We start from the raw sequence: 24925 nt of genomic DNA on the forward strand, positions 1-24925 counted from the left end.
AATGGAAACGGTGGGTAATGACCCGGAAAAATTAGTAGAGGATGGAGGCTCACATCAAATGAGTGAAAAAGCAGTTCAATTAACAGAATTTGTTGGAACAGCGATTGGAGATACAATCGGCCTAGTGATTGCAAATGTAGATGGTCAACTTTTAGAAGCAATGAAGCTTGAAAAGTCGTATCGTTCTATTGGTATTTTAGGAGCCCGTACAGGTGCAGGCCCACATATTATGGCAGCAGATGAAGCCGTAAAAGCAACGAACACAGAAGTAGTGAAAATCGAATTACCACGAGATACAAAAGGCGGTGCAGGTCACGGTTCTTTAATTATCTTCGGTGGAAATGATGTTTCTGACGTAAAACGCGCAGTAGAAGTGGCGCTTAATGAATTAGATAAAACTTTCGGTGATGTATACGGCAACGAGGCTGGTCATATTGAACTTCAATATACAGCACGTGCGAGTCATGCACTTGAAAAAGCATTTGGCGCACCGGTTGGCAAAGCTTTCGGAATTATTGTTGGTGGCCCAGCTGGAATCGGTGTTGTCATGGCTGATACAGCAGTGAAATCCGCTAACGTAGATGTGGTGGCTTATTCTTCACCAGCTGACGGAACAAGCTTCTCCAATGAAGTGATTCTTTGTATTTCAGGAGATTCTGGTGCAGTACGTCAAGCAGTTGTTTCAGCACGTGAAATTGGTAAAAAATTACTTGGAGCTTTAGGGGATGAACCGAAAAATGATCGTCCATCCTACATTTAGAACGGAGGGTAACGACTGATGAAATCAAAACGCTTTGAAGAATTAGCAAAACGCCCGGTTAATCAAGATGGTTTTGTAAAGGAATGGATTGAAGAAGGCTTAATTGCGATGGAAAGCCCAAACGATCCAAAACCTAGTATTAAAATAGAAAATGGTAAAGTAGTCGAAATGGATAACAAAAAATTAGCTGAATTTGACTTAATTGACCATTTTATCGCTAAATATGGCATTGATTTATCGCGTGTAGAAGAAGTTATGCAAATGGATTCCGTGAAGCTAGCAAATATGCTTTGTGATCCAAATGTTCCGCGTGAAAAAATCGTTTTACTTACAACTGCAATGACACCGGCAAAAATTGTAGAAGTAGTTTCACAAATGAATGTGGTGGAAATGATGATGTCCATGCAAAAAATGCGTTCACGTCGAACTCCAACTACACAGGCTCACGTAACTAATTTACGTGATAATCCAGTACAAATCGCAGCAGATGCAGCAGAAGCAGCTATTCGTGGTTTTGATGAGCAAGAAACAACCGTTGCGGTAGTTCGTTATGCACCGTTTAATGCACTTAGCTTACTAGTTGGTTCACAAACTGGTCGTGGCGGCGTACTTACACAATGTTCCTTAGAAGAAGCAACCGAATTAGAACTAGGTATGCGTGGTTTAACTTGTTATGCAGAAACTATTTCCGTTTATGGAACAGAACCAGTATTCACAGATGGAGATGACACACCTTGGTCCAAGGGGATTTTGGCTAGTGCTTATGCTTCTCGTGGTCTGAAAATGCGTTTCACTTCAGGAACAGGTTCCGAAGTTCAAATGGGCTATGCAGAAGGAAAATCGATGCTTTACCTAGAATCCCGCTGTATTTTCATTACAAAAGCAGCCGGTGTTCAAGGACTTCAAAATGGATCAATTAGTTGTATCGGGATTCCAGGAGCAGTACCAAGTGGAATTCGTGCCGTACTTGCAGAGAATTTAATCGCAGTAATGCTTGATCTCGAAGTTGCTTCTGGTAATGACCAAACATTCTCGCACTCTGATATTCGTCGTACAGCCCGTTTACTAATGCAATTTTTACCAGGAACAGATTATATTTCCTCTGGTTATAGTGCAACTCCAAACTACGATAATATGTTCGCTGGTTCCAATTTTGATGCAGATGATTTTGATGATTACAATATTTTACAACGTGATTTAAAAGTAGACGGTGGTTTAACGCCGGTTACTGAAGAAGAAGTTGTTACAGTTAGAAATAAAGCAGCACGTGTTATCCAAGTTGTGTTTGAACAATTAGGTCTTCCAAAAGTGACGGATGAAGAAGTAGAAGCAGCAACTTACGCACGTGGAAGTAAAGATATGCCAGAACGTAACATGGTAGAAGATATTAAAGCAGCAGCAGAAATGATGGACCGCGGTGTAACTGGTCTGGATGTTGTTAAAGCGTTATCTGCTGGTGGATTTGATGATGTTGCCGAAAGCGTACTAAATATGTTGAAACAACGTGTATCTGGAGACTTCCTGCATACTTCAGCAATTATTGATAAAGACTGGAATGTTATTAGTTCGGTCAATGATTTAAATGATTACGCTGGTCCAGGAACTGGTTATCGCTTAGAAGGCGAACGCTGGGAAAAACTAAAAGATATCGCTGTTGCAGTCGATGCAAACGAATTAGACTAAGCTACTTCCCATTTTTTTAAAAGGAGGACTAAAAGACATGGTTGAAATTAACGAAAAAGTACTTCGCGGAATTATTGCAGAAGTGCTAGATGAATTACAGCTAAAAGAAGATAAAGTTTCTTTCCAAAAAGAAGCGCCTGCTGTAGCTGTTTCAGGAGAATGTTTTCTAACAGAAGTTGGGGAAGCGGAACCTGGCAGACAAAAAGATGAAGTTGTGATCGCAGTTGCTCCAGCTTTTGGAAAATACCAAACAAAAAATATTGTGGGTGTACCACATAAACAAATTTTACGTGAAGTGATTGCTGGAATTGAAGAAGAGGGATTAAAAGCACGTGTTGTTCGTGTATTCCGTTCTTCTGATGTAGCATTCGTCGCAGTAGAAGGAGATAAATTAAGTGGTTCTGGTATTTGTATCGGAATTCAGTCACGTGGAACAGCTTTAATCCACCAAAAAGACTTACAACCACTTTCCAACTTAGAACTTTTCCCACAAGCACCACTGATTACGCTAGAAACTTACCGGGCAATTGGAAAAAATGCAGCAAAATATGCGAAAGGCGAATCACCAAATCCAGTCCCAATGGTAAATGATCAAATGGCTCGTCCGAAATTCCAAGCAAAAGCAGCTTTACTTCATATCAAAGAAACAAAGCATGTGGTTCAAGGGAAAAACGCGGTTGAATTACAAGTAAACTAATAGTGAGGTGAGAAAATAATGAATCAAGAAGCATTAGAAAATATGGTCAGAGATATTTTACAAGAAGTGAATAGTGGCGCAGTAAAAACAACTACTTCCCAAAAAGTAAGTGGAGATACGCTAACAGTCCGTGATTATCCACTAGGTACAAAACGACCTGAACTTGTGAAAACATCTACAAAAAAATCATTAGACGATATCACTTTGAAAAATGTTTTAGACGGTACGATTAAGCCAGAAGATGTAAGGGTTACAGCCGAAACACTAAAAATGCAAGCACAAGTAGCGAGAGACGCAGGACGTGCAACACTTGCTAACAATTTTGAGCGGGCAGCTGAATTAACCATTGTTCCGGATGAGCGGATTTTAGAAATTTATAATGCGATGCGTCCTTATCGTTCTTCTAAAGCAGAATTATTTGCGATTGCTGACGAATTAGAAAATGTTTATCATGCAACGATTTGCTCTAGTTATGTACGCGAGGCAGCAGAGCTTTATCAAGAGCGTAAAAAATTAAAAGGTGATAATTAAAAACACCTTGCTCTCGATTATCTAGGAAATGCGGTGAAGTGAATGAAATATATTGCAGGCATTGATATCGGGAATTCAACAACTGAGGTAGCACTGGCAACAACAGACGCACAAAATAAGCCGGATTTTGTTGCCAGTGCTATTTCTGAAACAACTGGTATCAAAGGAACAAAACAAAACCTTCACGGAATTTTTAAAGCATTAAAACTTGCTTTGGAAAAAGTAAATGCAACCACTGCGGACTTAATGGAAATACGGATTAATGAAGCGACTCCCGTGATTGGTGATGTGGCAATGGAAACAATTACCGAAACAATTATCACCGAATCTACCATGATTGGGCATAATCCAAAAACCCCTGGTGGACTAGGAATGGGCTCAGGTATAACTGTTCTTTTGGATGAATTAGCTTCTAAACCTAAAGATGGAAGTTACATCGTTATCATTCCAAAAACAGTAGATTTTGAGGATGCAGCAATCGTGATGAATAAGTATAGTGAAAGTGGTTATCAAATAACTGCTGCTATTCTTCAAGCAGATGACGGTGTACTTGTTCATAACCGTTTAAATCATAAAATACCGATTGTAGATGAAGTTAGTTTTATTGATAAAGTTCCAGTAGGGATGTTAGCAGCAGTTGAAGTTGCTGCACCTGGTAAAGTGATTGAGACGATTTCTAATCCATATGGTATCGCGACAGTATTTCATTTAAGTTCTGATGAAACAAAGAATATTATTCCCGTCGCACGTGCTTTAATTGGAAACCGTTCTGCTGTCGTAATTAAAACGCCAGAAGGTGACGTCAAAGCTCGAACTATTCCAGCTGGACATATTGAGCTCGCCTCAGGAAGTCGGACGCTTCGAGTAAACGTAGCTGAAGGTTCTGAAAAAATTATGCAAGCAATTACGTCATTACCAAAACTGGATAATGCTAGTGGAGAACCAGGAACAAATATTGGCGGAATGCTAGAAAAAGTTCGGCAAACAATGGCCGGGCTTACAGATAAACTTCCAGCAGATATTTTTATTCAAGATTTACTTGCTGTGGATACTTTTGTTCCGATGAATGTGCAAGGTGGACTTGCTGGCGAATTTTCGATGGAGCAAGCGGTTGGGACTGCATCAATGGTCAAAAGTGATCATTTGCAAATGGCCGCTATCGCTTCTGAAATTGAGCGGGAATTAAACGTTGCTGTCAAAATCGGAGGAGCTGAAGCAGAAGCCGCAATTCTTGGTGCACTTACAACTCCCGGAACTAATACGCCACTAGCGATTTTAGATCTTGGTGCAGGTTCGACCGATGCTTCCATTATCAATGGTAAAGGAGAAATCATCGCAACGCATTTGGCAGGCGCGGGTGATATGGTAACCATGATTATTCAGTCGGAAATTGGTTTAGAGGATCGCTACTTAGCAGAAGATATTAAAAAATATCCACTTGCAAAAGTAGAAAGCATTTTCCATATTCGTCATGAAGATGGTACGGTGCAGTTTTTCGATACACCACTTTCTCCAAGCGTGTTTGCAAAAGTCGTGATTGTAAAACCGGATGGCTTTGTGCCGATTCCTGGTGATGTCTCGATTGAAAAAATTAAATTAGTTCGTCGTTCTGCTAAAGAGCGGGTTTTTGTAACAAACACGATTCGGGCCTTAAAATATGTCAGCCCAACTGGTAATATTCGTGATATTCCATTTGTTGTAATTGTCGGAGGTTCCGCGCTCGATTTTGAAATTCCGCAATTAATTACGGATGCACTTTCACATTATTCGCTTGTGGCTGGACGTGGGAATATTCGTGGTAAGGAAGGTCCAAGGAATGCAGTAGCAACAGGTTTAATACTTTCTAATAAGCGAGGCGATGAGCATGATTCCAGTGCTAAATAAGCCAGCAATTTACTTTCATGCCGACACAGATGCGAGTCCAGAAAGTATTAAGCAAGTTTTATTCGGAATAGAAGAAGAAGGCATTCCTTGTGAGTTAGAAATCAAGCCCTTGAAAGATGAAGTAGAGGCAGCATTTCGAGCTTCTGCGAGTTCACCACTCCTAGTTGGGGTTACGCTGAAAAATGATCATTTAGTCATTCATTATCGTAATTTGCCACCTGATCAACCGCTTTTTTCAGCGTATCGTTTCGAAGCAAATACGAGCGAAGAAAAGCGTAACATGGGAATGAATGCTGCACGGCTCGTCAAGGGTGTACCTTTTAAATAAGGAGGTGAAGGAATGCATCAAGCAATTGGTATTATCGAAATTAAAGGACTCGCTTCCGCAATTACTGTGGCCGATACAATGGCAAAAGTGGCAAATATCGAATTAATTGGCACCGAAAAGGCAAAAGGTTTTGGCTGGATTATGGTGAAAATTGAAGGAGATGTCGCGGCAGTAAATGCAGCTCTCGAAGCAGGGGAACAAACCGCTTTAGCATCAGATAGCTTTGTTGCTAAAAAAGTCATTCCTCGTCCAGGAGAAGAAATTTTTACTGTTTTTTGGCCAAGAGAAGAAGTAACGCCAGAACCAGTGAAAGAAGAGCCAGTTCAAATCGAACAAGAAAAACCAGCTGAGCCCGAAGTAACGGCAGAAGCTACTTGTAATTTATGTCATGATCCAGCTTGCCCACGGGTAAAAGGGGATCCTAGACAAGATTGTATTCATTTTGAAGAAGAGAAATAAACCCAATTTTGAGGAGGAAATATAATGAATAATGCACTTGGAATGATCGAAACTAAAGGACTTGTTGGCGCAATTGAAGCAGCTGACGCAATGGTAAAAGCAGCAAACGTATCACTTGTAGGTTATGAAAAAATCGGTTCTGGACTTGTAACAGTTATGGTACGCGGTGATGTTGGTGCAGTAAAAGCAGCCACAGACGCAGGGGCAGCAGCAGCTCGTAATGTTGGAGAAGTACAATCTATCCATGTTATCCCTCGTCCTCATAACGATGTAGAAACATTGCTACCAAAAGGTCTGTAAACTGTGGAAAGAGAAGAATTGAAAAGTCTGATTAAAAAAATAGTGGCAGATACAATAAATGGTGCGGAAACAGAGATTCCAATTGGAGTCTCTAACCGCCACATTCATCTGACAGAATCGGACTACAACCAACTATTCCCGAATGAGCCAATTCAAGTGAAAAAATGGCTAAAACAACCAGGCGAATTCGCAGCAGAACAGACGCTTACAGTTGTGTCTGATAAAGGCGAATTAAAACGTGTTCGAATTTTAGGACCGTTGCGGAAATTTTCGCAAGTAGAACTTTCTAAAACGGATGCGAGAATGCTTGGTTTACAAATTCCAATTCGTATTTCCGGTGATATCGAAGGCACACCAGGAATTAAATTAGTTTCCAAAACGCGTGAATTAACTTTACCAAAAGGTGTCATCGTTGCGAAACGTCATATTCATTTGCCAGAAAATGTAGCAGCTGAATACGGCGTAAAACAAGGCGATGAAGTTTCTGTGGAAGTTGGTTCAGAGTTAAGAAGCCTTATTTTGCATCATTGCACGATTCGGGTAAACAATCAGTTTATTCCAGAAATGCACATTGATACAGATGAAGCGAATGCAGCAGACATTGCTGGCAATGCTTTTGCAAAAATTATCAAGCCGTGACAGTTAAGGAGGTGTGAAAATGGATGTTTTACAAGGAGCAAATGAACGGATGGAAGAGCTCGCAGCATTAATGAATAAAGATATTATCCAACCAGTTGCTGAGGGAACAAACGTGAAAGTTGGCGTCGATTTAGGAACTTCCTCGATCGTTTTTGTTGTATTAGACGAAGAAAATGTACCGCTATTTGGTGCTTTTGAATTTGCTGATGCTGTAAGGGATGGGCTTGTTGTTAATTACCGGGAATCAGTAGAGGTAGTAACCCGACTGAAAGAAAGGGCAGAGCAGTGTCTTGGGATAACACTTACACATGCTTCTGGAGCTATTCCACCTGGAACGGTAGGTAACAATAAAAAAGTAGTTGCCAATGTTATCGAAAGTGCTGGAATGGAAGCTCTTTATACGATTGATGAACCAACTGCTGCTGCTGCCGTACTAGATTTGAAAGATGGCGCTGTAGTAGATGTCGGTGGTGGTACAACCGGAATTAGTGTTTTTCAAGATGGAAAAGTGATTTATACCGCAGATGAACCAACTGGAGGAACGCATATGACCCTTGTTCTTGCAGGATATTATGGCGTCTCCGTAGAAGAAGCAGAACAAAAAAAACGAATCAAAAAAGATTCTAGTGAACATTTTTCGGTGATGCGTCCGGTAGTTGAAAAAATGGCGGAAATCACGCGAGTTCATCTCGAAAAATCGCCCTCGGAACCACTTTTTATTGTTGGCGGTGCTTCTGCTTATAGTCAGTTCAAAGGTACATTTGAAGCCTATTTGAAAATGCCTGTTTTCCAACCAAATTATCCGCAATATGTTACGCCGCTTGGTATTGCAATGAGTTCAGGGAGCGGAATATGATAGAAAAATTAGTGAAAATAATCGTTGCGCGCTTAATGGCCCGTGAAGCAAACCGAACTTCGATACCCATTTCCAAAATGCCGCGAGATCCAGTTGCTCTTTTTATCGAAAGCGGGACAGTTCGGTTAACACAAGTCAATCAGCATTTCCTAGAACGATTGCTTAGTGGAAACCGCCCCGGATATTTAACTTGCTGGATAGAAAAAGCAGCGGAATACGATGTTACTTTGGAACTGGAACTTTTTGATAGCGGAGAACCTTGGCTTGACTACCAAATGTTAACCCAAATATCGTTACCAATTTATAGTATTAACGGAGAACAACTCGTTCATTCAACAAGGCGCGTAATTTGTTACAGCGATAGCGCAATAATTCCAAGCGGAAGTACACTTTGCAAAAATAAAAAACAGCTTGTTACACCGCTTGCAAATGAATTTTTAATCAAAAATAATATTGCAGTGCGGGAAAGGCAGTGACGTAATGTTTATGGCAAAAATTACCGGAAGTGTAGTTTCCACGAAAAAAGAGGACTCGCTTGTAGGTAAAAAATTAATGATTGTACAACCCGTTGATGCAAACGGAGAAAATGTTCGCTCAGAAGAAGTAGCATGTGACTCAGTTGGCGCGGGAATTGGCGAATACGTTCTCGTTGCTCGTGGAAATGCTGCTAGAAGTGTTTTTATGGAACCAAATAGTGCAATTGATTCGGCGATTATTGCAATTGTCGATAGTTTTGATAAGTAAGGAGTGAATAACTCGTGAGTATTTATACAAAAACTGGTGATAAAGGAACCACTGCGCTATTTGATGGTAGTCGTGTGAAAAAATATGACGATCGCGTAGAGACATATGGCTCTTTTGATGAACTAAATGCAGAAATTAGTGTTGCTGAAAAATTTGTGACTTCTGCCGAAAATAAAACGTTACTTCGAAATATCGAACGGCAATTGTTTTATGTTTGCGCAGAGCTTGCGACAGAAAATGAAGCAGCCCTTGCTAGTAAAATCATCATCACACAAAATGATATAAGTGATTTAGAACAAGTAATTGATACTTACACTGCAAAACTACCAAAAGTAGATAGCTTTGTTTTGCCAGGTTCTAGTACAGCAGGAGCATTTCTCCATAGTGCGCGCACAATCGCCAGACGCGCGGAACGATTATTAGTTCGTTTTGCTGAACAAACTCCGGTTAGAAAAGAGCTACTTCAATTTGTGAATCGATTATCTGATTGCTTGTATATCGTTGCTAGAGAAGAAGATTTCAGACAAATGCTTGATAAAGCAACCAAATTAATTGTTGCCAGGTACTTAGAAATAACCGAAGAAAAAAAGCCGATTACGGCAAATCTATCTTTCTCCTTTTGTGAAAATTTAATGCGTAAAGTTTGTATCGTTTCTGAAGAAGAAGGCGTTCCGGTTACACTTGCGGTGGTTGATGCGCACGGGAATACTAGGTTTAACTACCGGATGGAGCATGCTCTCCTCGTCAGTGCAGAACTTGCAACGAAAAAAGCCTACTCAGCAGTAGCAATGAAAACAAGCACAGAAAATTTAACAGAAGCAGTCCAACCTGGTGCCGCACTTTACCAATTAGAAACTTTAACGAATGGTGATATCGTTACTTTCGGTGGAGGGGTTCCGCTGTACGCAAAAGACGGAACAATAATTGGTGGAATTGGCATTAGTGGTGGATCAGTAGAGCAAGATATCCGCATTGCAAAAAAAGCATTATCAATGATAGAGAAGGGGTAATTCAGTATGGAATCATTAGAACTCGAACAACTGGTGAAAAAAGTTCTCTTAGAAAAATTAGCAGGACAAAACAAAGAAACACCAAAAAAACCAAGCCAAGGTGCGAAAAGTGGCATTTTTGACACAGTGGATGAGGCAGTTCAAGCAGCAGTAATTGCGCAAAATAGCTACAAAGAAAAGTCGCTAGAAGACCGTAGAAATGTAGTAAAAGCAATTCGCGAAGCACTTTATCCGGAAATCGAAAATATTGCGACACGTGCAGTTGCTGAAACAGGTATGGGTAACCTAGCCGATAAAATTTTGAAAAATACGTTAGCAATTGAAAAAACACCAGGAGTAGAAGATCTCTATACAGAAGTAGCTACAGGCGATAATGGTATGACGCTTTATGAACTTTCTCCTTATGGTGTTATTGGTGCTGTTGCTCCAAGTACGAATCCAACCGAAACATTAATTTGCAACACAATTGGAATGCTTGCAGCTGGAAATGCAGTTTTTTACAGCCCACATCCAGGTGCAAAAAATATTTCGCTTTGGTTGATTGAAAAACTAAATACGATTGTTCGTGAAAGCTGCGGGATTGATAACCTAGTCGTTACAGTAGAAAAACCATCTATTCAAGCAGCACAAGAAATGATGAACCATCCAAAAGTACCGTTACTAGTTATCACTGGAGGTCCTGGTGTTGTTCTTCAAGCGATGCAATCCGGTAAGAAAGTAATCGGAGCAGGCGCGGGAAATCCACCTTCTATTGTAGACGAAACAGCGAATATCGAAAAAGCAGCAGCTGATATCGTTGCGGGCGCATCTTTTGATCATAATATTTTATGTATCGCAGAAAAAAGCGTAGTAGCAGTGGATAGCATCACTGATTTTCTATTATTTCAAATGGAAAAAAATGGGGCTTTACACGTTACGAATCCAAACGATATTCGCAAGTTGGAAAAAGTGGCAGTTACCGAAAAAGGCGTTACAAACAAGAAGTTAGTTGGTAAAAGCGCTTCGGAAATTTTAAAAGAAGCAGGGATAGCATGTGATTTCACTCCTCGATTAATTATTGTTGAAACAGATAAATCACATCCATTTGCAACGGTAGAACTTTTAATGCCGATTGTTCCAGTGGTACGAGTAGCTGATTTTGATCAAGCACTTGAAGTGGCGCTTGAGTTAGAACAAGGCTTGCATCATACGGCAACAATGCATTCCCAAAATATCTCTAGACTGAACAAAGCAGCACGAGATATGCAAACATCTATTTTTGTGAAAAATGGACCATCGTTTGCTGGACTTGGCTTTGGAGGAGAAGGCAGTGCGACTTTCACTATCGCTACCCCAACAGGTGAAGGAACTACTACAGCGCGACACTTTGCTAGACGCCGTCGTTGTGTTTTAACAGATGGTTTTTCGATTCGTTAAGAGGAGGCACACGTAAATGAATAGCTTTCAAATCAAGACAAAAGTTGCTTTTGGTACAAATAGTTTACAAGCATTAACAGAAATTAAAAATAAAAATGTTTGGGTAATTTGTGATCGGTTTTTAGCTGACGGCGAGGGTTTACAAAGCTTGGTTGGTAAGCTAGATGCTTCGAACAATGTGCATATTTTTACGGATGTTGTTCCAGATCCACCAATTTCCAAAGTGGCGAGTGGCGTTAGTGAAGCTGGCAAAATTCAGCCACAAGTAATGATTGCTTTTGGTGGTGGTTCAGCGATTGACACAGCAAAAGGAATTTATTATTTTGCTAAACGATTGGAAAAAATTAATATTGATACATTTATCGCTGTCCCAACAACTAGTGGAACTGGTTCAGAAGTAACAGCTGCAACCGTTATTACTGACCCAACAACGAAAATCAAATACCCGTTATTCCTTGATGAGTTGATTCCAGATATGGCAATTCTTGACGCGCAACTTGTTGTCACCGTGCCACCTGTTATCACTGCAAATACAGGAATGGATGTATTAACACATGCAATTGAAGCCTATGTCTCAAAAGATGCCAATGATTATACAGATGCGCTAGGTGAAAAAAGTGTTCAGTTAACATTGCGCTACTTAACGAGCTGTTATGATGATGGGCGAAATCTTCATAATCGAGAAAAAATGCATAATGCTTCGACCATGGCTGGAATGGCATTTAACTGTGCTAATCTCGGTTTAAATCATAGCATCGCGCACCAACTAGGCGCTCAATTTCACGTGCCGCACGGTTTAGCAAATGCGATTTTACTCGATGCCGTAATTCGTTTTAATGCATTTAAAAACCCAGAAACCGAGCAAAAATATGCAGAAATGGCGCGGATTTGTGGTATTGCTTCTAGATCTGATTCTAATGAAACTGCGGTTAGATTGTTACGCGGGAGGATCACTTTCATGATGGAACATATGCAAATGCCGCAAACATTAACAGCTGCAGGTGTGGCTAAAGAAAAAGTGCATGCCAAAATGGATGAGATAGCGACGAATGCTCTTAAAGATGCTTGTTTGCCAACGAGTCCCACAACACCAACACATCAAGAACTAAAAGAAATTTTAGAACAAATAATTTAGAGATACATTAAAAAGGAGGATAAACTATGTCAGCATATTTGGCGGAATTTATTGGTACGATGGTTTTGATTATGTTCGGGAACGGGCTTTTAGCAGGACTAAACTTAAATAAATCTTTATCGCAAGGAGCGAACTGGGTTGTTGTAACATTTGGTTGGGGTTTTGCGGTAATGATTGGGATTTATGTCGCTGGAGCTTATAGTGGTGCTCACTTAAATCCGGCGGTAACAATCGCACTGGCAGTAGGTGGAACGTTCCCTTGGACTGATGTTGTTCCTTATATCATCGCACAAGTTGCCGGTGCATTTGTCGGAGCATCGATCGTTATTTTACATTACTATCCGCACTTCAAAGCAACTCCACAAGAAATTGATACACATGGTATTTTCTCTACTGGACCAGCAATTCGTAATACACCATTCAACTTAATTAGTGAAATAATCGCTACTTTTGCTTTTATTTTCGGTCTACTGATGATTGGTGCAAATAGTTTCACAGATGGTTTAAACCCACTGATTCTTGGCTTTTTAGTAGTAGCAATCGGAATGAGTTTCGGACCAACTACAGGTTATGCAATTAACCCAGCTCGTGATTTCGGACCAAGACTTGCCTATTTCTTACTACCAGTTCCAAACAAAAGCGGATCTGACTGGCGCTATGCCTGGATTCCAATTGTAGGACCAATTATTGGTGGTATACTTGCCGTTGGACTTTATAACATTTTACTATAAAAAAATAACTTGGAGTAAACGACTAATTCGTTGTTTACTCCTTTAAAGATTAGAAAGGACGGATTAATATGCAAAAAATGATGGCGATAAACGCAGGGAGTTCTTCACTGAAATTCCAGATTTTCGAAATGCCAGGAGAAGAAGTCTTAGTGAAGGGCTTAATTGAAAGAATTGGATTACCAGGTGCCATATTCAACATGTCCTTTCAAAATGAAAAAATTAAAGAAGTTTGTAAAATAAATAATCACGGTGAAGCAGTAGAAACGTTATTAGAACAGCTAAAGGCACATCAAGTAATTAATAATCTTTCAGAAATTGCTGGCGTGGGTCATCGTGTGGCACACGGCGGAGAAGATTTTGTGAAGTCATGTGTGGTAACAGATGAAGTAGTACAAGGAATTGAAGCTGTAACAAGTCTTGCTCCGTTACACAATCCAGCTAACATTATTGGGATTAAAACCTTCCGTGAATTACTGCCAGAAGCTATTTCCGTGGCAGTTTTTGATACCGCTTTTCATCAAACCATTCCTGAAGAAAATTTCTTATATGCACTTCCTTATGAACTTTATGAAAAACATCATATTCGAAAATACGGTTTTCACGGAACAAGTCACCAGTATGTGGCTGGAAAGGCCGCAGAAGTTCTTGGAAAACCTTTAGAAAAATTAAAAATCATTTCTTGTCATTTAGGTAATGGGGCTAGTGTCTGTGCAATTGAAGACGGAAAATCAGTGAACACATCAATGGGCTTCACGCCAAATGCAGGCTTGATGATGGGAACACGTTCTGGTACAATTGACGCGACCATTATCCCGTATTTAGTGGACGAACTAGGCTACAGCTTGGATGAAGTTGTTCAGATGATGTCTAGTGAATCTGGTGTTCTTGGCGTGTCCGGAATTTCTAGTGACTTTAGAGATATTGAAGTCGCTGCAGAGGAAGGAAATACACGCGCACAATTAACTTTAAGAATGTTTACTGGCCAAATTTGTAATTACATTGGCGCTTACGCTTCGGCGATGAATGGCTGTGATGCGTTATTATTTACGGCAGGTGTTGGAGAAAATTCGCCACTAATTCGTAAAATGGTGACAGAACAGTTAAGCTATCTTGGGGTAACATGTGATGTGACAAAAAATAATGCGGGTGATATGATAATTAGCGAAAATGATCAAGCGGTAAAAGTTTGCATTATTCCTACGAACGAGGAACTAATGATTGCTCGAGATGTAGAAAAATACGCAAAACAACCGACAAGATAGGAGCGGTTTTGGGTGAAAATAACGACGGCTGCGCACGGCGGCAACTACGGCGAACTTGCGAAAAAGCAAGGACTGACGAAAGAAATGGTGCTTGATTTTAGCGCAAATATTAATCCGCTGGGAGTTCCAGCTAGTTTAAAAACGAAGATAACAGAAAATCTGGACAAACTTGTGGAGTATCCTGAGCCGGATTATTTGGCCCTACGTGCGCGTATTGCGTCGTTTCATCAGCTTGAAATCAGCAATGTAATTCCTGGAAACGGAGCGACAGAACTGATTTTCGGAATTGCGAAAGTAACGAAGGCGCAAAAAGTTCTTTTACTTGCGCCTACTTTTGCGGAATATGAACGTGCTTTTTGTGATGCCGATATAATTTACGCAGAACTCACAAAAGAAAATAACTTTGCCGCTTTTGAAAAAGTGTTAGAAACGATTAAACACGAACCAGAATTAGCTGCGGTCTGTTTATGCAATCCGAATAATCCTACTGGGCAATTAATTAGCCAACAAGAGATGCGGGAAATTGCCGATTTATGTGAAAAAAGAAACATCTATTTAATTATTGACGAAGCTTTTATGGACTTTTTAGAAGCAAGCGAAGAAATTTCAATGATAAATTATTTGGCTGATTACAAGCAGCTTGTAATCATTCGCGCTTTTACGAAGTTTTTTGCTATCCCTGGTTTACGACTTGGCTATTTACTTACAAAGAATCATTTTATTGCGGAACACTTACTACAAATTCGCGAACCGTGGTCAATTAATGCTTTTGCTGATATTGCTGGCCAATGCTTATTTGACGATGAATCATACATCCAACAAACGTATCGCTGGCTTTCTCGGGAACGTGCTTTTTTGTATCAAGGCCTACAGCAGTTTCCGGAACTTACTGTTTATGAGCCAAGCGTGAATTATATTTTTTTCCATTTAGAAGAAAAATTAGATTTACGAAAAGCCTTATTACAGCAAAAAATCTTCATTCGCAGTTGCGCTAATTATCAAGGGCTTTCTGAGAGTTACTACCGTGTCGCTGTCAAAAGTCGCGCGGATAATGAACAACTTTTAAAGGCACTTGAGGTGATTTTTAGTGGAAATTAAAGCGAAATGTCCGGCTTCTTGTGGGGAGCTTTTGCAAGGATGGATAGAGGGGAGCGAAAAATTGATTTCGTATCCAATTAACTGGTTTTCTGAAGTTACTCTGTCTGATAAACTAATCGCAAACAAAACTGGTAACACGAAAGCCTGGCTCGCTTTTCAACAAACTTGCGAGTACTTTGGTGTGCCAGAAAACGAACGTCCACCCGTGTCGCTCCAAGTTAAATCAACTATTCCAGTAGCGAAAGGGATGGCTAGTTCTACCGCTGATATTGCAGCAACAATAGGTGCCACAGCAAGTTGGTTACAACAAACAATAACAGAAACGGAAATTGCCAAGCTTTGTTTGCAACTAGAACCAACTGATAGCACTATTTTTCAAACATTAACGCTTTTTGACCATCTAAAAGGGGCGACGATTCGCTCAACAGAATGGCTACCAAAACTAGGGGTAGTTGTTTTAGAACCACTTACTATTCTAGAAACAGCGCTATTTAGACAAGAAAGTCACCAAAACCAACTTTTGCAAAATGAAGCGAATTTAGCTCGGGGATTTGCGCTTTTTGAACAAGCAATCCGCCAACAAAAGGTAGATTTACTCGGAGCTTCTGCAACGATTAGCGCCGAAAGTAATCAAGCCATTTTACCGAAACCTTTTTTTAAAGAAATGTTAGAAGTGATTGAAAAGTTGGATTTGCCGGGTTTAAATGTGTCGCATAGTGGGACCGTTGTTGGTTTATTATATGAGCAACAAAAAACCGATCCGCTAGAAATATTATTTGAGTTAGAACGGCGCTATGTCACGACTTTTTACAGTAGATATTATTTCCGGGAATGGACAACTGGTGGAGTTCAAATTATTTCATAAGCCAAATTTGTCTTGCACCGCGCCGGATTTATGCTATAATAACGTTGATAAACGAATTCGCTCATACAAACAAATAGATACTGGAAGTCTGGTGAAAATCCAGCACGGTCCCGCCACTGTAAGGAGTTAGACACTCTAAGTCAGGTCTTTTATCTGCTTGTTTTAACTGGTTGTACTGCTTCGAGGCAAAGCAAGTACAATTCTTGGTTCCAGTGTAGTTGTCTCACTGGGGCTTTTTTATTTGTTTTTAAAACAAATAAGCCCACTGTAAAGGTTTTGGTGCCGAGAAGTGACCGAATTAATCGTTTATCAAGCACCATACGCACAAAGATGTGCACCGCTAAAGTTATAGTGGGCAATGGTCTTTTCAATGCTGAAAAGAGGGATACAAGGAACGTATCTACATTGCCTATTAACAAAAAAAGATTTGACATTTCCACTCGTTTGGTTTTTAATAAAGTGGACAAATAAAATATTTTACGGTACAAAGGCGTACTGTTTACTTAGCAAAGAAGCTTTGAGTTGGAAGAGGAGAACCCTCTACTCAAAGCTTCTTTTTTTAGTTTTAAAAAATTAGGAGGTAATCTCATGCAAAAAGTTAGTTTTAAAACAGATCTTTATATTGGCCAAGGAGCAACAGATCGTTTACTAGATTTTAAGGACAAGCAAATTTTTATCGTCACAGATCCATTTATGGTTAGTTCTGGCATGATTAACGCGATTACAGAAAAAATTGACAAATCGAATACATACACGATTTTTAGTGAAATTATTCCTGACCCACCGATTGAAAACGTCGTTGCTGGAATCGAAGTTTTAAACCAGTGTGATGCGAATTTAATGATTGCGATTGGTGGCGGATCAGCTATTGATGCGGCGAAAGCAATGAAATTTTTCGGACAAAAACTTGGTACGGTGCGTGCGATGCCATTTATCGTAATTCCAACAACAAGTGGAACTGGTTCAGAAGTAACTAGTTTTTCCGTAATTACCAACAAAGAAAAAGCCATTAAATATCCACTTATTACTGATGCTATTTTGCCAGATGAAGCGATTTTAGATGCGGATTTAGTGAAATCGGTACCACCAGCAATCACAGCAGACACTGGGATGGATGTACTAACGCATGCTTTAGAAGCTTATGTTTCAACTAAAGCCAATGACTACTCTGATGCAATGGCCGAAAAAGTAATTCAGTTGGTTTTCACTTATTTAGAACGTGCCTATAAAGATGGAAATGATTTAGAAGCTCGCGAAAAAATGCATAATGCTTCTTGTCTTGCTGGGATGGCCTTTAATATTACATCACTTGGGTTAAACCATGGTATCGCACATACGGCAGGAGCTAAATTCAAAATCCCGCACGGTCGGATGAACACATTACTTTTACCTCATGTTATTAGCTATAATGCTGGACTTACAAGTGATTTTGGTAACAATCCAGATAACCGTGCAGCAGAACGTTACACAGCGATTGCGAAGTTACTTAAAATGCCAGCATCAAACACAAGACTTGGCGTGCGCAGTCTAATAAATGCAATTAAACAACTCCAAAAGAAACTTAATATGCCAACGACTTTGACTGAATGTGGTATTAGCCGAGCAGACCTAAATGAAAATATTACACAAATTGCAGAAGGTGCGCTAAACGATGGATGTACTGCAACGAACCCAAGAACACCTACAGAAACAGATGTAAGTGCCATTTTGGAAAAAATGCTCGCTTAAATTTAAGTTAATTATGGTTGTGAAATAAATAACCTATTGACATCGTTTTCATGCTACCTTATAATAGAACCGAGCACAAAGACGTGTGGATAATAAATATAGCAGAGCAACGGGGCTCCCTCAAAAATATTACACAATATTTTTAAGGGGCTCTTTCTATTTTCTTGGAGATTTTTTCTCTAGCTCTTTGACTCTTTCGCTCAAGTAAATGCTTCTAAATAGTGGTACGTATTTATGTACATATCAACTAATAGCAGAAGAAGAGGACGTGACAGGAATGAATGGAAGAATTGTAATAGCCGATGATGAACCTATTACAAGAATGGATATCCGGGACATACTGGAAGAAGCGAACTACAATGTTGTAGGGGAAGCAACAGATGGTTTTGAAGCAATCGAACTTTGTAAAAGCCATCAACCAGATCTTGTTATCATGGACATTCAAATGCCACTCTTAGACGGTTTGAAAGCAGGAAAACGAATTATTTCAGAAGGTTTAGCCGGTGGAATAATTTTACTTACTGCGTTTAGTGATCCTAAAAACACCGAAAAAGCAAAAGGCTTTGGAGCACTTGGTTATTTAGTAAAACCGCTCGATGAAAAAAGTTTGATTCCAACAGTTGAAATGAGTATTGCCAAAGGACGCGAAACAAGAAAATTAGAACTGCAATTAGAAAAATTAACCAAAAAGCTAGAAGAACGAAAAGTGATTGAAAAAGCTAAAGGTGTGCTTATGATTGAGAATAATATCACAGAAGAAGAAGCATACAACATGATTCGAAACTTAAGCATGGATAAACGATGTCCAATGATGGAAATCGCAGAAACGATTGTGATGAGTGATGACTAAAACAATCAGAGAAATGTGTTTACGTTATACGGATTTAGCTGAATATGATATTGATGAATTAATGCATACAGCGGAGTCACTTAGTAAGTCTTCCATGTATCAAGATGTCGATGTTTTTATTGATGTCTACAACAAGTTAACTAGTGAAGCGCTCGTTATCCACCACACACCACCAAAAACAACCAAATCACTTTATAAAAATAACGTCGTCGGAGAAACCGCCTTGCGTAGTAATGAGCCAGGTGTACTCAGAACGCTTGAAACAGGAATGAACTCCAACGATTTACTCGCGAAAACACAAGAAAATGTGTTGATTCGCCAAAAAGTTTATCCAATTCGCAACAAGCAACGCGTTATCGCTGTTTTGATTTTGGAAAACGACATTAGCGCAGAAATTAAGGCTCATTTTGAAATTGGTAATGAAGATATGGCTTATCGAGATGTATCCACTACGCTTTCCGCAATGAGTAAATTAACGGATTCGATAACCGATCAGTTAGACGATGCGATTTTAATTTTTGACCGAAATGGTATTTTGCAACAGAAAAATTATGCAGCCGACCAATACTACGAACGACTTGGTTATATGGAAAATATCCATGGCATGCATTATGATAATTTGTCGCTTGATCAAATGATGTTTGATGCGATTATGTATCAAATCGAAACTGGCAAGCAACCAATTCAGTTAAAAAAAGAGGTCGTCATTGCAAATAATTATTTCATTATGAAGCAAATTTTTGTCAAAGAAGATGACGCGCAGGAGTGCAGATTTATTCTTATCTTGCATGATGTTACCGATATTAAAGTAAAAGAAGCGGAAATCGTATCGAAGTCAGTCGCGATTCGTGAAATTCACCACCGTGTAAAGAATAACCTTCAATCAGTCGTATCGCTGCTCCGAATTCAGGGGCGTAGATCTACTAGTGTGGAAGCGCAAAAAATTCTAAATGAAAGTGTCAGCCGGATTTTAGCCATTGCTGCAACACACGAACTACTCTCGAAGCAAATGGAAGACGGTATTAACCTTTACATGGTGATTGAGACAGTTGCTTACAACGTGGAAAGATGTTGTACCGATTGCCCAAAAATAGCGGTCCGGATGGATATTGATAAACGAATTTATTTGGATAGTGACCGAACCGTCGCACTTGCTCTAGTCATGAATGAATTACTACAAAATTCTTATGACCACGCATTTCATCCAAATGAATCAGGCGAAATTTTACTTCAAATAAAAGAAGAAAAAAATATTATTCATGCCGAAGTAACCGACAACGGACATGGCTTCAACGTTCGTAAAGTATCTGAGAAGAGCCTCGGACTTTCGATTGTAAAAAGCTATATTAAAGATAAACTTCGCGGCAAAGTAACAATTGAATCCAATGAACATGGAACCAAAACAATGTTTGATTTTAAATACAATTCTATCCATGCTACAAAGAAGTAGCTATGAAAAAAGCGATGAAGCTTAAAGCCAAGTAACGATACTGTTATTTGTCTTTAAGCTTTTTCTTTTTGGAAAGAAAGGAGTGAGAGGATTGGCGGAAACGATTTTAAGTGTAGGAATCGACCTTGGGACATCAACGACACAGCTGATTTTATCGGAATTAGAAATTCAAAATATGGCATCAAGCTTTACCGTGCCACGGATTGTTATTTCGGATAAACGGATTATTTTCAGAAGTGAAATACTTTTTACCCCGATACTTGCGGACAACTTAATTGATGTAGAAGCAATTCGTGATTTTGTTACGAAAGAGTATGCAAACGCTGGTATTAAAAAAGAAGAAATTGGCATGGGCGCGGTTATTATCACAGGGGAAACAGCTCGAAAAGATAATGCCAGTAACGTTCTCGATGCAATGAGTGGTTTTGCAGGAGATTTTGTCGTTGCAACTGCTGGCCCAGATTTAGAAAGTATCATCGCCGGAAAAGGAGCAGGAGCACATACCTATTCCAAAGAAAATAATACGGCTGTTGTGAACTTGGACATTGGCGGCGGGACGACAAACTTATCCCTATTTGACCGCGGTGAACTCATTGATACGGCGTGTTTGGATATTGGTGGTCGGTTAATCAAAGTTGATCGTGAAACCAAAAAAATTACTTATATCGCACCAAAAATTCAAGTTTTAATTGAAAAACGTCATTATCCGATTGCACTTGGTGACATCACTTCCCCAGAAAAATTAGCGCCAATTTTAGACGAAATGGTGGAACTTTTAAAAAATAGTGTTGGACTTGGTGAGCCGAATGATTACTACGCGACCATCATCACCAATAAAGGATTAAAACGCGCCAATGAAATTGATTGTATTTCGTTTTCGGGTGGGGTGGCAGATTGTATCGCGACGGGTGCTTTAAATGACCCATTTAGATACGGGGATATTGGCCTCTTACTTGGAAAGAAAATAGCTGAATCTAGCTTGATGACTGAAAAAAAGTATATCGAATCTGTCGAAACCATACGAGCAACTGTGGTCGGAGCCGGTTCACATACAGCTGAAATTAGCGGAAGTACAATCACTTACACCGAGAAAATTTTCCCAGTGAAAAACATTCCGATTTTGAAACTTGCCAAACAAGAAGAAAAAGAGAATATGGCAGAAATCATCCAGGAAAAACTTAACTGGTTCAAAATAGATAATGAAATGGAACGGATTGCACTCGCGATTGAAGGCGAGAATAGTCCTAGTTTCCAAACAGTAACAGCGTACGCAAAAGCGATATGTGACGGAATGCGAGAACCAATTGCACTCGGTCATCCGCTAATTATCATTACTTGGCACGACATGGCAAAAGCGCTTGGACAAAGTATTTTCGGACACTTACCAGCGGATTATCCACTAATTTGCCTAGATAGTGTCAAAGTCGACAATGGTGATTATATTGATATAGGAAAACCAGTTGCTGACGGGAAAGTGCTACCAGTAGTAGTAAAAACCTTAGTCTTTAACTGATCCATAAAACTGCTTTAATTTTGAGAGGAGGATTTATCGAATGATTTTAAAAACGAATTTATTCGGCCATACATACCAGTTTAAATCCATCACTGATGTGTTGGCAAAAGCAAACGAAGAAAAATCAGGCGATCGCTTAGCCGGAGTTGCTGCTGAATCTGCAGAAGAACGTGTAGCTGCCAAAGTAGTGCTTTCTAAAATGACGCTTGGTGAATTACGTAATAATCCTGTTGTCCCATACGAAACGGATGAGGTAACTCGTATTATTCAAGACCAAGTAAATGACCGTATTCATGATTCCATCAAAAACTGGACAGTGGAAGAATTACGGGAATGGATTTTAGACCATAAAACAACAGATGCAGACATTAAACGTGTTGCACGCGGGCTTACATCAGAAATAATTGCCGCAGTAACTAAATTAATGTCCAACCTAGATTTAATTTATGGCGCAAAAAAAATCCGCGTAATCGCTCATGCAAACACAACAATCGGTCTTCCAGGAACATTCTCTGCCAGACTACAACCAAATCACCCAACTGATGATCCAGATGGTATCCTTGCTTCATTAATGGAAGGATTAACATATGGTATTGGGGATGCAGTAATCGGACTTAACCCAGTAGATGATTCTACTGATAGCGTTGTTCGTCTACTAAATAAATTTGAAGAATTCCGTAGCAAATGGGATGTACCAACACAAACTTGTGTCCTTGCCCATGTGAAAACACAAATGGAAGCAATGCGACGCGGCGCTCCAACAGGCCTAGTGTTCCAATCAATTGCTGGTTCTGAAAAAGGAAATACTGCTTTTGGATTTGATGGAGCAACCATTGAAGAAGCTAGACAATTAGCCCTTCAAAGTGGAGCTGCAACTGGACCAAACGTGATGTATTTTGAAACAGGTCAAGGTTCTGAACTTTCCTCAGACGCGCATTTTGGCGTAGACCAAGTAACGATGGAAGCTCGTTGTTACGGTTTTGCGAAGAAATTTGATCCATTCCTAGTTAATACTGTAGTTGGATTTATCGGACCAGAGTATTTATATGACTCAAAACAAGTTATCCGTGCTGGTCTTGAAGATCACTTTATGGGTAAATTAACTGGTATTTCGATGGGCTGTGACGTTTGTTACACCAACCATATGAAAGCGGACCAAAATGACGTAGAAAACTTATCTGTATTACTAACAGCAGCTGGATGTAACTTTATTATGGGAATTCCACATGGTGATGACGTTATGCTTAATTACCAAACAACTGGTTACCATGAAACAGCTACATTACGCGAAATGTTTGGCTTAAAACCAATTAAAGAATTCGATGCTTGGATGGAAAAAATGGGCTTCAGCGAAAATGGTAAATTAACTAGCCGTGCTGGAGATGCATCTATTTTCCTAAAATAAGGAAGGGAGGAACAAAGCGATGAACGAACAAGAATTAAAACAAATGATTGAAGGCATTTTAACTGAAATGTCTGGTGGCGAAAAAGCGACTGAAACAGATTCAGCTATGCCTACAAAAGCAGTTACTGAAACAGTTGTAACAGAAGGAAGCATTCCAGATATTACCGAAGTAGACATTAAAAAACAATTACTTGTCCCAGAACCAGCTGACCGCGAAGGCTATTTGAAAATGAAACAAATGACTCCTGCTAGACTTGGTTTATGGCGTGCAGGCCCACGTTACAAAACAGAAACAATCCTTCGTTTCCGCGCCGATCATGCGGTTGCGCAAGATTCCGTTTTCTCTTATGTTTCCGAGGATTTAATTAAAGAAATGAATTTCATCCCAGTTAATACGAAATGCCAAGATAAAGATGAATACTTAACTCGTCCAGACTTAGGTCGTGAATTCTCCGATGAAATGGTCGAAGTTATTCGCGCCAACACAACGAAAAACGCTAAATTACAAATCGTTGTCGGTGATGGACTTAGCTCAGCGGCTATCGAAGCAAACATCAAAGACATTTTACCATCCATTAAACAAGGATTGAAAATGTACAATTTAGACTTTGGAAACATTATTTTTGTTAAACATTGTCGTGTACCATCTATGGACCAAATTGGCGAAATTACTGGCGCTGACGTAGTTTGCTTACTTGTCGGGGAACGTCCCGGACTTGTAACTGCAGAATCTATGAGTGCGTATATTGCTTACAAACCAACAATCGGCATGCCAGAAGCTCGTCGTACGGTTATTTCCAATATACATAGCGGCGGAACACCACCAGTTGAAGCCGGAGCATATATTGCGGAACTAATCCACAATATGCTAGAGAAAAAATGTTCTGGAATTGATTTAAAATAAACTAATTAGAGGAGGAAACTTCATGAAAAATGATAAATTACCTGCATCCGTTTTAAGTGTCAAAGTGGTATCTAATGTAGACAATGGTTTATTCAAACAACTTGACTTAAAACCGCATCAAAGAAGTCTTGGTATTATTACATCTGATTGTGATGATGTAACTTATACAGCCCTTGACGAAGCAACAAAAGCAGCAGAAGTAGATGTTGTTTACGCGAAAAGCATGTACGCTGGTGCTTTGAATGCATCCACTAAATTAGCTGGTGAAGTAATCGGGATTATTGCCGGACCAAGCCCAGCTGAAGTAAAAAGTGGCCTTTCTGTAGCTGTAGATTTCATCGAAAATGGTGCTAGTTTCATCAGTGCCAACGAAGATGACAGTGTTCCTTATTTTGCTCACTGTGTTTCAAGAACTGGTACGTTCCTTTCCAAAGAAGCAAATGTTGCAGAAGGTGAAGCGATTGCATACTTAATCGCACCCCCACTAGAAGCAATGTACGCACTAGATGCAGCACTTAAAGCCGCTGATGTAACGATTGGTACTTTTTATGGTCCGCCGTCCGAAACAAACTTCGGTGGTGCATTATTAACTGGTAGCCAATCTGCATGTAAAGCTGCTTGTGACGCATTTAAAATGGCAGTAGAAAACGTGGCTGAAAATCCACTTCAATATTAAG

26 protein-coding genes and 1 riboswitch are annotated in these 24925 nt (G+C 39.7%); all 26 genes read left to right on the forward strand.

Annotated elements, in window-relative coordinates:
* The first annotated feature begins 1 nt into the window (after nt 1).
* Complete coding sequence (gene pduB / locus JL53_RS06410; protein ID WP_231845394.1) at nt 2-760, forward strand: propanediol utilization microcompartment protein PduB; 759 nt, start codon at nt 2-4, stop codon at nt 758-760.
* Between the two features lie 18 nt (nt 761-778).
* Nucleotides 779-2443 (forward strand): propanediol/glycerol family dehydratase large subunit, encoded by a 1665-nt coding sequence (locus JL53_RS06415; protein ID WP_003719358.1) that lies wholly within the window; start codon nt 779-781, stop codon nt 2441-2443.
* Between the two features lie 37 nt (nt 2444-2480).
* The gene (locus tag JL53_RS06420; protein WP_038407120.1) at nt 2481-3140 is read left to right on the forward strand and encodes a propanediol/glycerol family dehydratase medium subunit; all 660 of its coding nucleotides are present in this window, start codon (nt 2481-2483) and stop codon (nt 3138-3140) included.
* Between the two features lie 18 nt (nt 3141-3158).
* Nucleotides 3159-3671, forward strand: a complete 513-nt coding sequence (locus JL53_RS06425; protein ID WP_038407121.1) for a diol dehydratase small subunit — start codon at nt 3159-3161, stop codon at nt 3669-3671.
* Nucleotides 3672-3713: 42 nt separating this feature from the next.
* Nucleotides 3714-5555, forward strand: coding sequence for a diol dehydratase reactivase subunit alpha (locus JL53_RS06430; protein WP_038407122.1), 1842 nt, complete (start codon nt 3714-3716; stop codon nt 5553-5555).
* Nucleotides 5536-5883, forward strand: coding sequence for a glycerol dehydratase reactivase beta/small subunit family protein (locus tag JL53_RS06435; RefSeq protein WP_003719362.1), 348 nt, complete (start codon nt 5536-5538; stop codon nt 5881-5883). The genes JL53_RS06430 and JL53_RS06435 overlap by 20 nt, the downstream gene beginning before the upstream one ends.
* 12 nt (nt 5884-5895) lie before the next feature.
* Complete coding sequence (locus JL53_RS06440) at nt 5896-6342, forward strand: BMC domain-containing protein (protein ID WP_038407123.1); 447 nt, start codon at nt 5896-5898, stop codon at nt 6340-6342.
* 24 nt (nt 6343-6366) lie between these two features.
* The gene (gene pduA, locus JL53_RS06445) at nt 6367-6642 is read left to right on the forward strand and encodes a propanediol utilization microcompartment protein PduA (protein WP_003719364.1); all 276 of its coding nucleotides are present in this window, start codon (nt 6367-6369) and stop codon (nt 6640-6642) included.
* A 3-nt stretch (nt 6643-6645) separates the two neighbouring features.
* Entirely contained in the window at nt 6646-7281 is a 636-nt protein-coding gene (locus JL53_RS06450) for a phosphate propanoyltransferase (protein WP_038407124.1), read from the forward strand.
* Nucleotides 7282-7300: 19 nt separating this feature from the next.
* Nucleotides 7301-8137, forward strand: coding sequence for an ethanolamine utilization protein EutJ (gene eutJ / locus JL53_RS06455; RefSeq protein ID WP_038407125.1), 837 nt, complete (start codon nt 7301-7303; stop codon nt 8135-8137).
* Nucleotides 8134-8613, forward strand: a complete 480-nt coding sequence (gene pduM / locus JL53_RS06460) for a PduM family microcompartment protein (protein WP_003719368.1) — start codon at nt 8134-8136, stop codon at nt 8611-8613. Before eutJ ends, pduM begins: the two co-directional genes overlap by 4 nt.
* A 4-nt stretch (nt 8614-8617) precedes the next feature.
* Nucleotides 8618-8881, forward strand: coding sequence for a EutN/CcmL family microcompartment protein (locus JL53_RS06465; RefSeq protein ID WP_038407126.1), 264 nt, complete (start codon nt 8618-8620; stop codon nt 8879-8881).
* Between the two features lie 14 nt (nt 8882-8895).
* Nucleotides 8896-9891, forward strand: coding sequence for a cob(I)yrinic acid a,c-diamide adenosyltransferase (locus JL53_RS06470; RefSeq protein ID WP_038407127.1), 996 nt, complete (start codon nt 8896-8898; stop codon nt 9889-9891).
* Between the two features lie 6 nt (nt 9892-9897).
* Nucleotides 9898-11307 (forward strand): aldehyde dehydrogenase family protein, encoded by a 1410-nt coding sequence (locus JL53_RS06475; protein WP_038407128.1) that lies wholly within the window; start codon nt 9898-9900, stop codon nt 11305-11307.
* Nucleotides 11308-11323: 16 nt separating this feature from the next.
* On the forward strand, nt 11324-12442 hold the full coding sequence (locus JL53_RS06480; protein WP_038407129.1) for a 1-propanol dehydrogenase PduQ: 1119 nt from the start codon (nt 11324-11326) through the stop codon (nt 12440-12442).
* 26 nt (nt 12443-12468) lie between these two features.
* A complete protein-coding gene (locus tag JL53_RS06485) occupies nt 12469-13173 on the forward strand; it encodes an MIP/aquaporin family protein (protein WP_038407130.1) in 705 nt (234 codons plus the stop codon).
* Nucleotides 13174-13241: 68 nt separating this feature from the next.
* On the forward strand, nt 13242-14435 hold the full coding sequence (locus JL53_RS06490; RefSeq protein WP_003719376.1) for an acetate/propionate family kinase: 1194 nt from the start codon (nt 13242-13244) through the stop codon (nt 14433-14435).
* Between the two features lie 12 nt (nt 14436-14447).
* A complete protein-coding gene (cobD, locus tag JL53_RS06495; RefSeq protein ID WP_038407131.1) occupies nt 14448-15533 on the forward strand; it encodes a threonine-phosphate decarboxylase CobD in 1086 nt (361 codons plus the stop codon).
* The gene (locus tag JL53_RS06500) at nt 15523-16398 is read left to right on the forward strand and encodes a GHMP family kinase ATP-binding protein (protein ID WP_038407132.1); all 876 of its coding nucleotides are present in this window, start codon (nt 15523-15525) and stop codon (nt 16396-16398) included. The genes cobD and JL53_RS06500 overlap by 11 nt, the downstream gene beginning before the upstream one ends.
* Nucleotides 16399-16453: 55 nt before the next feature.
* A riboswitch (adenosylcobalamin (AdoCbl) riboswitch) is annotated at nt 16454-16603 on the forward strand.
* A 383-nt stretch (nt 16604-16986) separates the two neighbouring features.
* Nucleotides 16987-18126: a 1-propanol dehydrogenase PduQ gene (locus tag JL53_RS06505; protein WP_003747041.1), complete on the forward strand. Its 1140-nt coding sequence runs from the start codon at nt 16987-16989 to the stop codon at nt 18124-18126.
* Between the two features lie 268 nt (nt 18127-18394).
* A complete protein-coding gene (locus JL53_RS06510) occupies nt 18395-18976 on the forward strand; it encodes an ANTAR domain-containing response regulator (protein WP_077916269.1) in 582 nt (193 codons plus the stop codon).
* Nucleotides 18969-20426: a GAF domain-containing sensor histidine kinase gene (locus JL53_RS06515; protein ID WP_003719384.1), complete on the forward strand. Its 1458-nt coding sequence runs from the start codon at nt 18969-18971 to the stop codon at nt 20424-20426. The genes JL53_RS06510 and JL53_RS06515 overlap by 8 nt, the downstream gene beginning before the upstream one ends.
* Before the next feature lie 91 nt (nt 20427-20517).
* Complete coding sequence (gene eutA / locus JL53_RS06520) at nt 20518-21939, forward strand: ethanolamine ammonia-lyase reactivating factor EutA (RefSeq protein WP_038407134.1); 1422 nt, start codon at nt 20518-20520, stop codon at nt 21937-21939.
* Between the two features lie 40 nt (nt 21940-21979).
* Nucleotides 21980-23344, forward strand: coding sequence for an ethanolamine ammonia-lyase subunit EutB (locus JL53_RS06525; RefSeq protein WP_038407135.1), 1365 nt, complete (start codon nt 21980-21982; stop codon nt 23342-23344).
* A 19-nt stretch (nt 23345-23363) separates the two neighbouring features.
* A complete protein-coding gene (eutC, locus tag JL53_RS06530) occupies nt 23364-24248 on the forward strand; it encodes an ethanolamine ammonia-lyase subunit EutC (protein ID WP_003719388.1) in 885 nt (294 codons plus the stop codon).
* Between the two features lie 22 nt (nt 24249-24270).
* The gene (gene eutL / locus JL53_RS06535; RefSeq protein WP_003719389.1) at nt 24271-24924 is read left to right on the forward strand and encodes an ethanolamine utilization microcompartment protein EutL; all 654 of its coding nucleotides are present in this window, start codon (nt 24271-24273) and stop codon (nt 24922-24924) included.
* The last annotated feature ends 1 nt before the right edge of the window (nt 24925 follow it).

The organism is Listeria ivanovii subsp. londoniensis (assembly GCF_000763495.1).
GTDB classification, from domain to species: Bacteria; Bacillota; Bacilli; order Lactobacillales; family Listeriaceae; genus Listeria; species Listeria londoniensis.